Origin of the sequence: Fortiea sp. LEGE XX443, assembly GCF_015206815.1 — a bacterium.
In the GTDB taxonomy this organism is placed as follows: Bacteria; Cyanobacteriota; Cyanobacteriia; order Cyanobacteriales; family Nostocaceae; genus Nostoc_B.
Genome location: NZ_JADEXZ010000067.1, coordinates 1 through 14353 on the forward strand (window position 1 = coordinate 1; position 14353 = coordinate 14353).

Annotated in this window: 12 protein-coding genes; 10 read left to right on the plus strand and 2 right to left on the minus strand. The window is 38.4% G+C overall.

Features of this window, described 5'->3' with window-relative positions:
• The first annotated feature begins 158 nt into the window (after nt 1-158).
• Genes IQ259_RS20805 through IQ259_RS20825 form a run of 5 tightly spaced genes read left to right on the plus strand, consistent with a single transcriptional unit; the run spans nt 159 to nt 6292 of the window.
• The gene (locus tag IQ259_RS20805; RefSeq protein ID WP_193887932.1) at nt 159-569 is read left to right on the plus strand and encodes an RAMP superfamily CRISPR-associated protein; all 411 of its coding nucleotides are present in this window, start codon (nt 159-161) and stop codon (nt 567-569) included.
• An 11-nt stretch (nt 570-580) separates the two neighbouring features.
• On the plus strand, nt 581-2158 hold the full coding sequence (locus IQ259_RS20810) for an RAMP superfamily CRISPR-associated protein (RefSeq protein ID WP_193887900.1): 1578 nt from the start codon (nt 581-583) through the stop codon (nt 2156-2158).
• Nucleotides 2155-3573, plus strand: a complete 1419-nt coding sequence (locus IQ259_RS20815) for an RAMP superfamily CRISPR-associated protein (RefSeq protein WP_193887901.1) — start codon at nt 2155-2157, stop codon at nt 3571-3573. The genes IQ259_RS20810 and IQ259_RS20815 overlap by 4 nt, the downstream gene beginning before the upstream one ends.
• Nucleotides 3570-4133 carry a CRISPR-associated protein Csx19 gene (csx19, locus tag IQ259_RS20820; protein ID WP_193887902.1) on the plus strand — a complete coding sequence of 188 codons (564 nt, stop codon included), beginning with the start codon at nt 3570-3572 and terminating at the stop codon, nt 4131-4133. Before IQ259_RS20815 ends, csx19 begins: the two co-directional genes overlap by 4 nt.
• The gene (locus IQ259_RS20825) at nt 4130-6292 is read left to right on the plus strand and encodes a TIGR03986 family CRISPR-associated RAMP protein (RefSeq protein ID WP_193887903.1); all 2163 of its coding nucleotides are present in this window, start codon (nt 4130-4132) and stop codon (nt 6290-6292) included. The genes csx19 and IQ259_RS20825 overlap by 4 nt, the downstream gene beginning before the upstream one ends.
• Nucleotides 6293-6336: 44 nt before the next feature.
• Here the strand turns inward: IQ259_RS20825 and IQ259_RS20830 are convergent, their stop codons facing one another.
• Together IQ259_RS20830 and IQ259_RS20835 are read right to left on the minus strand one after the other, a co-directional pair.
• Complete coding sequence (locus IQ259_RS20830; protein ID WP_193887904.1) at nt 6337-6942, minus strand: exopolysaccharide biosynthesis protein; 606 nt, start codon at nt 6940-6942, stop codon at nt 6337-6339.
• Between the two features lie 150 nt (nt 6943-7092).
• Nucleotides 7093-8013 carry a lipid kinase gene (locus tag IQ259_RS20835; protein WP_193887905.1) on the minus strand — a complete coding sequence of 307 codons (921 nt, stop codon included), beginning with the start codon at nt 8011-8013 and terminating at the stop codon, nt 7093-7095.
• 543 nt (nt 8014-8556) lie between these two features.
• Here IQ259_RS20835 and IQ259_RS20840 point away from each other — a divergent pair.
• The 5 genes from IQ259_RS20840 (at nt 8557) to IQ259_RS20860 (ending at nt 14210) form a co-directional block, all read left to right on the plus strand.
• Nucleotides 8557-9624 carry a metal ABC transporter substrate-binding protein gene (locus tag IQ259_RS20840; RefSeq protein ID WP_193887906.1) on the plus strand — a complete coding sequence of 356 codons (1068 nt, stop codon included), beginning with the start codon at nt 8557-8559 and terminating at the stop codon, nt 9622-9624.
• A gap of 18 nt (nt 9625-9642) precedes the next feature.
• Entirely contained in the window at nt 9643-10494 is an 852-nt protein-coding gene (locus tag IQ259_RS20845) for a metal ABC transporter ATP-binding protein (RefSeq protein ID WP_193887907.1), read from the plus strand.
• 16 nt (nt 10495-10510) lie between these two features.
• Complete coding sequence (locus IQ259_RS20850; RefSeq protein WP_193887908.1) at nt 10511-11368, plus strand: metal ABC transporter permease; 858 nt, start codon at nt 10511-10513, stop codon at nt 11366-11368.
• 103 nt (nt 11369-11471) lie between these two features.
• Complete coding sequence (locus IQ259_RS20855; RefSeq protein ID WP_193887909.1) at nt 11472-12779, plus strand: FAD-binding oxidoreductase; 1308 nt, start codon at nt 11472-11474, stop codon at nt 12777-12779.
• A gap of 75 nt (nt 12780-12854) precedes the next feature.
• On the plus strand, nt 12855-14210 hold the full coding sequence (locus IQ259_RS20860) for a (Fe-S)-binding protein (protein ID WP_193887910.1): 1356 nt from the start codon (nt 12855-12857) through the stop codon (nt 14208-14210).
• Nucleotides 14211-14353: the final 143 nt, after the last annotated feature.

Sequence of the window (14353 nt, forward strand, 5' to 3'; positions counted from 1 at the left end):
CCTTTTAATTGCTGTGCAGTTTCCTTCAACAAATGCTTTAGTGAATCTGTTAATTCCATTGACACCTATGCACATCCAAAATCGAATCATCATTGAATTTACTACAAAAAGGGAAGGGAAAGGTTGCTAACGGCAACCTTTCCCTTCCCGCCACCGGAATGATTATCATTTTTATAAGTTGTATACTTTATTCTCTGGAAGTCCCTAAAGACTTAAGAGAAGCAGTTGCTCTTCAAATTCAAAAGAAAACGCTTACCAAAACAGAAGTTCTAGATTCACTCACAACAATTCGTCGTCAAACTGCAATCAATTCTGAATCTGGTGTAGCTGAAAAGGGAAGTTTACGCTCTTTTCGTGTGGTGATTCGTGGACTTGAGTTTAAAGCTGATTTAGTATTTGAAACGCAACCAAATCAAGAAATATTGTCAATTTTAGCAGTGGGTACACTAGCACTAAGACGTATAGGAAGTGGACGGAATCGAGGTCGAGGATATGTACGATGTACTCTGCATGATGATTCAGGAACAGAAATTACACAAAAGTATATAAGCCTATTTGGAAAAATTTAACCAAAAAGAAAATGAAAACAATAACTTTTTCATTGCATACTCAACAACCACTACTGGCTACTTCATTCCGAGGCGATCCAAATAGTGATGTTTCCTACAATCATATTCCTGGTAGTATGATTCGCGGTGCAATAATTGGACGTTATATGAAAGAATATCATTTATCAGATTTAGATTTGAATGATAATGTAGTAAAACGTCTTTTTTTTGATAAAAATACTTGCTATCTAAATGGTTATCTGCTAAGTCAGAAGGGAAAGCGCACCTTACCCGTACCTCTTTCTTGGTTTAAAGATAAGGATGCAGAACTGAGTAAAAATTTACCCCCTATGTGGGTTTATGATTTCAGTATTGATGGAGAAGAGAAGCCAGAAACACCGAAGCTTGTTGGAGAATCTTTCTGGACAAAAGAGGGTGAAGTTACATTCTACAAAGAAAAGCGGCGGATTAATATTCATAATCGACGCGATCGCAAAAAAGGACGCTCTACTCAAGAAGAAGGGGAAATATTTTGTTACGATGCCATAGATACTGGACAAGTTTTTCAAGCTGTCATTTTGTGCGATGAAACTGACGCAGACTTTTTGAAAAATTTTCTCCAAAAATCAGCAGATATTTGGCTAGGTGGTTCTCAAAGTGCAGGTTACGGACATACGAAAATATCTGATGTGAATTGTCACGACACTTGGAATGAAATCAATATTCCAGCTACTGAACGTACTAACTGTGAATATTTAACAATTACACTTTTGAGTGATTTGATATTACGTGATGAGTGGGGTCAATACGCTGTTATTCCACCATCAAGACAACATGCAACACCAGCACCATTGACAAAAGAACTAGAAAAAGTTTTGGGGACACTTAAACCACAACGTAGCTTTGCTGGTAACAATGTAGTAGGTGGATTTAATCGCAAATGGGGATTACCTTTACCTCAAATTCCAGTATTAAAAGCAGGAAGCGTATTTGTTTTTGATAATATTTCTTTAACTTCAGAGCAAATTCAACAATTAGAAAATTTAGGCATTGGTGAGCGCCGACTTGAAGGTTTTGGCAGAGTTGCTGTTAATTGGTTGGAAGAACGACATTTTAATGCAAAAAAAACCGAACCTCCGAAACTATCCGATCAGCCTGCGTTGAAACTACAAGTATCACAAACTTTAGCAGCACAAATGGCAGAAAGATTACTGCATCAAAAAATGGAACAAGCATTACAAAAGCAAATTGGTTATTTAAAAATAGAAGGTCAAATCAGCAATAGCCAACTATCTCGCTTGCAGATGGTAGCACGACAAGCATTATCAACAGGAGACTGTGATTTAGTTCTATCTTTTCTGAATAATCTTCCTTCTAATGCAAGTGGTCAATTTGAAAGAGCGAAAATAAGTGATAAATCTCTTAAAGAAAAGCTTTATGAATGGCTCAACAATCCCATATCTTGGATTGGAAACTCACAAAAAGTCAAAATTACAGATGTAGAGAGAAGTATTACAGATAAGTTTGCTACTCAAAATAAACTTGCTGAGAAATATACATTGCGTTTAATTATGGCAGTAGCTAAAAAGGCAACAAAGGAGAAAAAATGATTAATGAATGCCTAAGACATCGCAATCAGCGTCAAATTATTGAACGGATTATTGTACGTGGTACATTAGTGTTAGATACTCCAACTTGTTTGGGAAGTGGTGATGCTGAAGGTGATACTGATTTAGTTATTTTACGTGACAGTGTAGAAGATAAAGCATTACTAATGGGTTCTTCCATTGCTGGAGCATTACGTAATTATTTACGAGATCATGAATATGGTTATAATGCAGAAGAAATATCTGTATTATTTGGTGGAAAACGTAGTGAGGATGAAGGAGAACAAAGTCCTTTAATTATTAATGATGCCATTAGTAACACTATCCCTCATATAGAATTGCGAGATGGAGTCAAAATTAGCAGTATTACCAGAACTGCTGAAGATGGACAAAAATATGACTTGGAGTTGCTGGAAGCTGGAACGCAATTTAATATTGGTTTTGAATTATTAATAGAAAATAATCGAGAACAATTAATTAAAGAGTTAGTAATTGTTCTCAAAGGATTAGAAAAGGGTGCAATTTCTATTGGTATGAAAAAGCAACGTGGTTTTGGTTGCTGTCACGTAAAAGAATGGCAAGTATGGCAATTTGACTTGCAACAATATGATGACATGATAGCGTGGTTAACTTTCCCTGATTGGACAACAGGTTTGTTAACAGAATATTGTACATACAAATCAATTATCGATGCTTTAAGTGTATCTCTGGATGGAGAAGATAAACGCGATCGCCTAACCATTAATGCTACATTCACCCTTGCTACCCCTGTATTAATTCGTTCTAGTCAAGCTTCCAGCCATAAAGCACCAGATGTCGTACACCTCAAATCTCGACGGGATGGAGAGTTTCAACCAGTGTTATCTGGTACAAGTTTAGCAGGGGTATTACGCCATCGTGCAGAACGAATTGTTAATACTCTCCACAAAAATACAAATATTATTGATGAAATATTTGGTGTTGATTTCAGCAAGGATAAAACTAAGAAAGCAAAAGCAAGTCGTTTGATGGTTCATGAGAGTGTCATTAAAGAAACAATAGATTTGGTACAAAATCGTATAGCTATTGACCGTTTTACAGGCGGTGCTTTACATGGTGCATTATTTAATGAGCAACCAATTTTTGGGAGCGATAAAACAGAGTTAAAACTGGAATTGGAGTTACGTCAACCGAAACCTCATGAAATTGGTTTATTACTATTATTAGTTAAAGATTTGTGGACAGGAGATTTACCTGTTGGTGGTACAAGTAGCATTGGAAGGGGAAGATTGCAGGGGAAAGAGGCAATAATTACTTTAACTTCAGGAAATAAAATTTGGAATATTACCCAAACTTCAAAAGATGAACCTTTAACTATAGATAATCCTGAAGATTTAGAAAAATTTGTTGATGCCTTAAATGAGGAGGTAGTTGCTTGAATAAACCAATATGTAAGCTTTTAGATATTTCAACCAATTTAGATATAAATCAATGGTTAGAACAACAAGCTGAAGAATATCAATTAAAGTTTCTGTTAGCTCACGCAGAAGATGGCGTGATTTGGGGAAAATTTAAAGATGGTAAATTATTAACGGCAGATAGCGTATTTGATTTTTTGCCTAAGTTACGTTCTTTTACTTTGCAACAATGTAGGGCTTTTGGGGAAACATCAGAAGTAATGCTTTGGCAGACTGATGAAGGTTTTAAAGCTCGTTTAATTCAAGATGAAAAAAATACAGAATTTATCACCGAAAATCAGATTCTTTGGGGAACACAAGCAGATAAAATTTGTGGTGATTTTACTTTAGTCTCCGATGGTTCACAAGGTTTACGTCATGCGGTGCCTTTAACTGATATTGAATTTGATAAGAATCAGAAATTATATCGTCCTTTGCGTTTAAATGTTCATCACTATATTGATTACGGTGATTCGGGTGTAGCTCGAATTGATCTGAGTCGTTTGGTTAACTTAACTACCTTTAAGGAGATTAAAAAATGAATCCAAGACATATTTCTAAAGTTCTAGATGATCGTAAAGCAATAGCCCCCTATAACTTTGTAGAGTTACCAGAAAAAGTTGTTGAAGTATCACCAGAATCTCTACCACAAGAAAACCGCTATTATTTACAAAGCGAAAATCGCTATACTGGTAGAATTGAATGTACTTTAACCACTGAATCACCACTTTACATTCGCTGTGGATTAACAAAAGAAGAGTTTGAATGTGGTGCAGAATCAAAAGATTTACCAGATTTCTTTTATACTAATCCTTCAGAAAAATATACAAAGCCTGTTATTCCTGGTAGTAGTTTGCGGGGAATGCTGCGGAATTTAGTTGAGATTGTTAGCTTTAGTAAAATTGATAAGTTAACAAAAAATAACTTAGTTTATCGTGCAGTTGGAGACAGAACTTCATTAGGAGATAAATATCGTGAGTATCTTCTAAAAAAAGAAGGTAGTAATACTTACTCTTTTTTAATGCAGGCAGGTTTTATAACTAAACAAGGTTCTAATTGGGCTATCCGTCCTGCAAATGAAATAATTGATGGAGTATCTTTTGCCAGAATTGAAAGAAATAATATACCAAGAGGTTTGCGACGTTGGCACCATTCACGTAATGCTTTAGAGATAAGTGTTCAAGTTGATCCACTTCGCTCACATCCTCATAATGAAGGAAGAGTGAAGCTACGTTATGCAAAGGCAAATTCAATAAATAATGGCGACATCAATGCTGTAGTTGTTAAAACAGGTTCTGCTCCGCGCAAACATATGGAATTTGTTTTTGGGTTTCCTAAGTCAAATGCAAATGATGATATTACTATTCCTAATGAAATGATTCAGGAATATAAAGAACAGATTACTGAGGGACAAAAGCAATTGCTAGGTGAAGAAGCTGTTTTACAAGAAATGCAACCAGTTTTTTATATTATTCAAGATAGTAAATTAGTTTTCTTTGGACACGCAATGATGTTTCGTCTACCTTATGAAAAATCAGTTGAAAAATTTATACCTGAAGAATTCCGTAATTCAGAAATTATTGATATTGCAGAATCTATTTTCGGTTGGGTTAAAGAGGAAAAGTCAAATAAATACCAAGCTAGAAGTAGTAGAATTTTTATAACCGATGCGACTTGTGTGACAACTGATAAAACTATTTGGCAAACAGGAGATCCCGATAAAACTATCAAACCTAAAATATTGGGTAGCCCTAAACCTACGACATTTCAACATTACTTAGTGCAAACTAATACTGACCGTAAGGAGCTACAACATTATGCTAAACAACCAAAGCTTGAAACTGTCATACGAGGACATAAACTATACTGGCATAAAGGCTCTTCACCTCCTATTGAACTTGATAATCAAGTTTCAGAAAGTCAGACAACTACAATTAAACCTATCCAACCAGGCATAACTTTTAAGTTCAAAGTATATTTTGAAAATTTAAGCGCTATTGAGCTTGGGACAATTTTGTGGGTACTTGACATTGCCCAAAGTGATAAATACCGTCTCAAACTTGGTATGGGTAAACCTTTAGGTATGGGTGCTGTTAAGATTGAGCCGCAGTTGTATTTGAGCGATCGCCCATCTCGATATAGTAAGCTATTTAATGGTAATAACTGGGCAAATGAGGAAACTAAAGTTCTAAGTGAATATTATACAAATTTTATAAAACTATTTGAAAAACATATTCTTGATAACATTGGTGTAGAAGATTATCCAAAAGAAAAGAATAAATGTGAAATAGACAGCATTTCACATTTACCTAGAATCGAAATGCTATTAGCTATGTTGACTTGGGATAACTCTCTGAACATTGATCAAGTAACTCGATATATGGAAATTGAGCGAGATGTTAATAAGTTCCATATTGGTAGACCTAAACCTAGAGATAAAACTATCAACGAATACCAAGAACGTCCTGTACTACCAACTCCACTCCAAGTAATGGGATGGGATGATAGGCGCAGATTTGATCATTCTTCTCCTTCACCTTCAAATTCAGGTAGTTTTACTAATGTTCCAAAACCTAAACCTAAAGGCAATGATGTAGGTAAACCAATACGAAAAAATCAGCAATCTCAAGAAAAGCCAAAAGGGAACTCAGAAGGAGGTAATAATGCTGCTTGGGCTAGACCAGCAAAACCTAAAAAATAAGTGCGATCGCTCACCTGTCTAAATCCATAAAATCGATAACTTGATTATCTAAATATAGAAGGTAGCAAACTAGGTGCTAACCATAGCCCATAACCAATAAATGCAAATAATAATGTAATTAAAGTCGTAAGAATATAGCCAACACAAATCAGTAAACCGTCAGACTCGATGGTAGCAACTGCCAAAAGTAAAATCCCAATAGTTGGTATGGGATTAGTAAAAGGAATTGGCAACATTAGCAATATTGTTAACCAAGAAATGCAAAGTCCATTGAGCCGCCAAGTTAAAGGATTTTGCGCTATTTTTTTCAACCGAGGGCGAGTAATTTTTTCTAAAATTTTGGTGAGACGTTGCAGATTTTTTAAGAGAACTTGGGCAAAGGAGCGAGGAAATTTATATTTGGCGATTTGTTTGGGAAGCCAAGGCGATCGCCTACCTAAAATCATCTGCACTGAAACCAGCAAACAAGCAGCACCAAAAGGGCCAGCCAATCCCGGAGGCATGGGAAACAAAAAAGGTAAAACTAATAAGGCAATTACTAGGCTGAAACCTCGTTCGGCTGTCTCTGCCAAAATATCACCTAAAGTTAGGTGTTGATCAGATAAGCGTTGCAGTAAAGACTTAATTTCTTGAGAAAATCTTAGACGCATGTGGCATGAGTTGGTGTGATTGGCACAAGACCCAGCTTTATTCAGTATATCAATGTGAATATGAAGATAAATTCACCCAAATGACTAAGCCCCATTGGGGCGGGGTGTAGGGTGTGGGGAAGAAAGAAAAACTCTTCCCTACTCTCTTGTTTATATTGGTGGTACTAAAACAGTTATGGCTTTGGGTATAACTTGAAATGTGGCAGGAGTGTAAGTGGTGATTTCACCATCAGTATTGATTGGGCGTGGTTTACGAGTATAAATTTCAAATTTCTGTCCTTGAAGCGCACGAACACCACGCCAACGAATATGTTTTCCTTGTCGGATTGCAGGTAACAAGGGGATTATTTGCCACCAATGTTCCATTTCTAAACTATAGAGATCCAATCTTTGATCATCAATTGTGGCATCATGAACCACCGCCATACCACCGCCATAATAACGACCATTACCGATAGCTATTTGAACCGTTTTTACACGAAAGGATTGATCCTTCATTCTAATTTCTGCACTAAAAGGTCGAGATTCCCAAATTACTTGTAATGCAGTAGCAGCATACGCAAATATTCCCCAACGACGTTTCATCTCTTTAGTAAGTCGTTGAGTAATTTTTACACTTAGCCCCATACTGGCAACGTTGAAAAAGTGCTTACCATTTACCCAGCCTAAATCAATGCGGCGCATTTCTCCGTAGGCGATGATTTTACAAGCTTCAGCTAACGAATTAGGAATTGCTAAAGTTCTGGCTAAGTCGTTTGCAGTTCCCAACGGTAAAATTCCTAAAGGTAATTGGGTTTCAACTAGTGCGTCTACGGCTGCATTGAGAGTACCATCACCACCACCAACGATTACTAAGTCAACTTCATTCTGGTAGCGCAGTATAATTTCTGAGAGATGTTTGGGATTTTCTGTGGACTCTTCTATTAATTTAAAGCCAAGTTTTTCAAGTTGATCAGTTGCTTCTAGTAAACGCTTTTCTCCTTGACGGGCATGATGATTGACTAACAGCAGTGCGCGGGAATTTACTGGTAGTGTTCTTTGTCGTGTTTGTGTCCAATTATCTCTATCCATATAGTGTAATTAAATTTGACTAATAAAAATTTTGTCAGCTTTTATATTAATTAATACATTTTTTTGATTAAATATGTTCAAAAAGCCAATATTGATTTATCTGGAAGTGCAATTGAGCAAATACAAGAAAATTTTAAATTAATTTAAATTTGCAAATGATATTAACTTATTATTAATAAATAATAAGTTTTTGATTAACTATTGTTATTCAAAATATTATTAAATCTGAAAGTAAATATGCTTAGTTTGCTGAATAGGTGAATGCTTAAATAGTATAATATCAGAGTTGTCTTAAATTTTTCTTAATTATTAAAATCGTGTAGTCAAGGCCACAAAAAAATATACCTTGACATAGACAAACATCTATCTTAAGCATGAACTGAGTTAACAGATTTAAAGACAGAATTAATACTGAAACGAGAAAGATATTAAAAAAACATAAAAGTTACACAAAAATCCCTTATTAGGGGATTGTATTAACTAAGAACAAAAATATTTACTGATGAATAAATTAACACTCAAAAAATTACTACTATTTAAGTAATGAAAACATCTGCATTATTGTTAATACTTGGTTTGATGGTGACAGCTTGTAATGCGCCTCAAAATACAGTAGTGTCGCCTACCCCTACAGAAAATAACGCGACGGTACAACCTGTACAGAACCAAACCAAAGGGAAACCGATTGTTGTGACAACAGTCGCGCCGGTAACTAATATTGTGAGTAATATTGCAGGCGATCGCGTTGAAGTCAAAGGCATCATTCCCGAAGGTACTGATTCTCACACCTTTGAGCCACGTCCTAGTGATGCCGATTTGCTGTCTAAGGCTAACTTAATTATCGTCAATGGACTCCGCCTAGAAGCCCCCACAGCAAAACTGGCAAAAACTTCTAAGCTCAAAGAAACAAATATCTATGAGCTAGGCGACAACACCATCAACGAAGCTCAGTGGATTTATGACTTTAGCTTTCCTAAAGAACAGGGCGATCCGAATCCGCATTTATGGGTAAACCCCAAGTACGCCGAAGCTTACGCCAAATTAGCCGCCAAACAGTTAACTCAGTTAGATCCCGAAGGCAAAGAATACTACGCTAAAAATTTAGATAACTATCTGCAACGCCTTAATGAACTAGACAAAGTTACCCGTGAAGTTGTAGCGAGTATTCCTGCCAAAAATCGCAAACTCTTGACTTACCACGACTCTTGGGCTTACTGGGCTAGAGAATATGGCTTTGATGTCATTGGTGCAATCCAACCCTCAGATTTTAAAGAACCTTCCGCTCAAGATGTTGCCAAATTCATCGACCAAATTCGCAAATCCGGCGTACCAGCCATTTTTGGTTCCGAGGTCTACCCCAGCAAAGTCGAAGAGCAAATTGCTAGAGAAGCAAAGGTCAAAATAGCTAACACAGCTGATGATGAATTACCAGGAGCAGGATCGGCAAATGCGATCGAAAATACCAATCCTCAGCATACCTACATTGGCATGATGGCAAATAATTTGCGGATCATTGCCGAAAATTTAGGGGGTAATCCCCAACTGGTTGACAAATTGAACACTACCAATGTCGTTGGCCCAACCGCAACAGCTACTACAACGACTTATTAATACTTACCAAACTAGTGCATGGAACCAATATTAGAAATTAGAAATCTCACCTGTGGTTTCCAAACTCAACCAGTATTGACGAATGTCAATTTGACCTTATATCCTGGGCAACTGTCTGGTTTGGTCGGGCCTTCAGGTAGTGGTAAAACTACCCTGATCAAAGCAATATTAGGGTTAGTACAACCTTGGGGTGGTGAAATTTGGTTCCGAGGAAAACGCTTAAAGCCGGGAAACCCACCACCAAAGGTAGGCTATGTGCCACAGGTAGAAACAGTAGATTGGAATTTTCCAGTTACAGCACTAGAAGTAGTGATGATGGGGCGTTACCGCAAAAAGCAATTTTTGCCTTGGTCATCACGACGCGATCGCGCAGCAGCCAAAGTACTTTTAGAGCGAGTGGGAATTGCTCATATTGCCCATCGACCCATTGGTGAATTATCTGGTGGACAACAGCAACGGGTATTCATCGCCAGGGCGCTAGTAGGAGAACCAGAAATCGTCCTTTTAGATGAACCTACCAGTAGTTCAGACTTGCGCGTTCAGCACGAACTATTGCACCTGTTAGCAGAACTCAATCAACAGGGCTTGACGATTTTGCTTTCTACCCATGACCTCAACTCTGTAGCTACTCATCTACCTTGGGTGGTGTGTTTTAATCACAGCATTATTGCCCAAGGTGAGCCTAGAGATATTTTTACCCCCCCTATCTTGAAGCAGACCTTTGGTGCAGAAATGGTGGTCTTTCACCAAAGCGATCGCATTTTAATTGCTAACGAAGGCACTTCCTTGCGCCATCAAATGCAAGACAATTTGCCGCAAATTTTGCGAAAACCCCACTCCAGCCACAACGGACACAATCCCAAATTCTAAATCCAAAATTAAACACATGGAGTTTCTACTCAAACCTTTTCAATACGAATTTTTCAGCCGTGCCGTTGCTGTTGGTATGATGGCGGGGTTATTGTGCGGCGTAATGGGGGTATATATCATCACTCGTCGCATGAGTTACATTGCTCATGGTCTCTCCCATGCCATTTTGGGGGGAGCAGTATTGAGCTACGTTTTAGGGCTAAATTTTTACATTGGGGCTGGGATTTGGGGATTTGCCGCCGCCTTACTAATTCAATATTTAACTGGACGTAAAGTATACTCGGATGCTGCCATTGGTATTGTCACCACGGCTAGTTTTGCTTTAGGTGTAGCTGTGATTAGTACCTATCGCAAATTCAGTCAAAACTTTGAGGCGGCTTTATTTGGTAATGTACTGGGTGTTTCCCCCACCGATTTTTGGTTTGTTACAGGAGTAACGGTTGTAATTTTGGGCTTGGTTTTTGTGTTTTATCGCCCTTTACTGTTTTGGTGTTTCGACAGAGAAGTGGCTCAGGTGCATAGTGTACCTGTAGTGGCGATGGATACATTATTTGCGCTAATGCTTGCAACCTTACTAGTAGCCACACTCAATATTTTAGGAGTGACATTAATTATCTCTGCGGTTGTGATTCCTGCCTCCATAGCCCGACTATTGAGCGATCGCTTTGGTTATATGATGATAATTTCGGGAATTTTAGGAGCTGCGATCGCATTTGTTGGGATTTACCTGAGTTACTACTTAGATATAGCTTCTGGAGCTAGTGTTGTCCTGCTGTCAACCTTAATTTTTGGCTGCGTGTTGCTGTGGAAAAGCATTCAAAGTCGGCGAAAACGCTACATCCCACCCCTTTCTTCACAACATTACCAAGGCTAGTACTGTTTTCTTTTCTATGCGTACAGCCAGAAATACTCAGCACGCTAGGTTTATTTGGTGAAATTAACCAGTAAATTAGATGTAAGGATGAGAAAATAAACTGATGAAAGCTATTGCTGTTGATATTGCATCTATTGTTGGCGAAGAAAATACTGTTCTTTGGGAAAATTTGGCAGTCAGTCAACAAAAACCTATTCAACAGGCGACAGCTTCTGTCAATCCTCCTAGTTGTCTTGTCTATCCCCCCACTCAAGAACAATTAGCCTTAGTAATTGCTGCTGCTAATCGGCATAAGTGGCGTGTCCTTCCCTGTGGTAATGGTAGTAAACTTACTTGGGGTGGTTTAGCTCAAGGCGTTGATATTGTAATCAGTACAGAACGCATTAACCAACTCATTGAACACGCTGTTGGTGATTTGACTGTCACAGTTGAAGCTGGCATGAAATTTAGCCATCTGCAAGCAATTTTAGCAAAATCACGTCAATTTCTCGCCCTTGACCCCACAGCACCAAATGAGGCAACTATCGGTGGTATTGTAGCTACAGGTGATACAGGTTCCCTGCGCCAACGCTATGGTAGTGTACGCGACCAGTTGTTGGGTATTACCTTTGTACGTGCTGATGGACAAATTGCCAAAGCTGGCGGACGAGTCGTGAAAAACGTTGCTGGGTACGACTTGATGAAGTTGTTCACTGGGTCTTACGGTACATTAGGAATTATTAGTCAAGTAACTTTTCGCGTGTATCCTGTTCAGGAAGTGTCGGGTACTGTTGTGTTGACTGGTACAGCAGAGGCTATATCTCAAGTTGCATCAACCCTCAGAAGTTCGGCGCTAACACCAACCCAGGCTGATTTGCTATCCACCCAACTTGTGTCTAGCTTAGATTTGGGTAAAGGATTAGGATTAATTGCCCGATTTCAAAGTATTAGTGAGAGTGTTAAAGAACAATCAAACCGACTTTTGGAGGTAGGCACAAAATTGGGTTTAAATGGTGCAATTTATGCTGATGGGGACGATGTTAATCTATGGCAGAGATTACAAAACCAAATATCATCTTCTACCACAGAGCCTGTAATTACTTGCAAAATAGGAGTGTTACCTAGTGCGGCGGTGGAGATTTTAAATCAAGTAAACATTGGCTTAATTCACATCAGTAGCGGCTTGGGATGGTTACAATTAGAGGAGCAAAATCAAGTTTTAGAATTGCGCGATCGCCTCCGGCGGAGCGTAGCCCATCACACTCAGGCTAATCAAGGTTTCTTAACTATTTTAACGGCACCTGCAACAGTAAAGCAAAATATTGATGTTTGGGGATATTCAGGTAATACTTTGCCGTTGATGCGCGGTATTAAGGAACAGTTTGATAGGGAAAATATTTTTAGTCCTGGTCGATTTGTGGGTGGAATTTAAAACGTAAACGCGATAACAGCGGCTTGTCGCAGGCTACTGCAAAGGGCGCTAAAGGCGCGAAGAGAGAGGGGAAATATGCAAGTTTCAGAAGATTCTGTTAATAATACTGCTAGTATAAAGAACTTAAAAGGCTTTGATGCCAATCATCCACCTGACCCAAAGTTGATTGATACTTGTGTGCATTGTGGATTTTGTCTGGCGACTTGTCCTAGTTATCGGGTAATTGGTAAAGAGATGGATTCTCCAAGGGGACGTATCTATCTCATGGATGCAATTAATGAAGGTGAAATAGCCCTTAATACAGCCACAGTTGAACATTTTGATAGCTGTTTGGGATGTCTTGCTTGTGTGTCAACTTGTCCTTCTGGTGTGCAGTATGACAAACTAATTTCTGCAACACGCCACCAAGTTGAGCGGAACTACCCCCGCAGCTTACCAGATAAACTTGTTCGCCAACTGATATTTTCGCTGTTTCCCAACCCTGACATTTTAAGAATTTTACTTGTACCATTATTTTTCTATCAAAAGTTGGGAGTTTCTAAGTTATTGCAATCAACTGGTATTCTCAAAAATATATCTCCGCGGTTGGCAGCAATGGAATCAATTCTGCCACAAATTAAGCTCAAATCGTTTCAAGATAATTTACCAGATATTATCCCAGCAAAGGGCGAGAAACGCTATCGAGTCGGGATGATTTTGGGATGTGTGCAACGGCTGTTTTTCTCACCTGTAAATGAGGCGACAGTGCGGGTGTTAACAGCGAATGGTTGTGAAGTTGTGATTCCCAAATCCCAAGGCTGTTGTGCAGCACTTCCTGAACACCAAGGACAAACTGAACAAGCCAAAGCTTTAGCAAGGCAGATGATTGATAGTTTTGCTGATGCTGATGTGGATTTCGTAATTATCAATGCTGCTGGTTGTGGACATACTCTCAAAGAATACGGTCACATTTTAGCTGATGATCCAGAGTATCGGAAAAAGGCTGAAGATTTTGCGGCGAAAGTCAAAGATGCTCAAGAGTTTTTAATAACAGTTGGGTTAACAGCCAAACTATCACCACTCACAGATAAACCTTTAACTTTGGTTTATCAAGATGCTTGTCATTTATTACATGGGCAAAAAATTAGTTTGCAACCACGTCAATTGCTGCGCCAAATTCCAGGGGTGACTTTAAGAGAACCTTTAGATGCAGCTTTGTGTTGTGGTAGTGCTGGTGTTTATAATCTGCTGCAACCGGAAGTAGCTGAGGAATTAGGTCAACAAAAAGTGCAGAATTTATTAAATACTGGTGCTGATTTAATTGCTTCTCCTAATCCTGGTTGTGCTTTGCAGATTACCAAGCATTTAGAATTGCAGGGTAAAAGCATTTCTGTTATGCACCCAATGGAGTTGTTAGATTATTCAATTCAGGGTAATAAGATTCAGATATAGCAGGTGACAGGGAACAGGTGACAGGTGACAGGGTTAAAAGTCTTTTAGTACATGAGTTTTATCATTGGCCGATGTCCTAACTGCCTTGGCTACTGCTATACAATAATTTTTCTATGGATAAATTGTGTAGAGATGTTGCATTG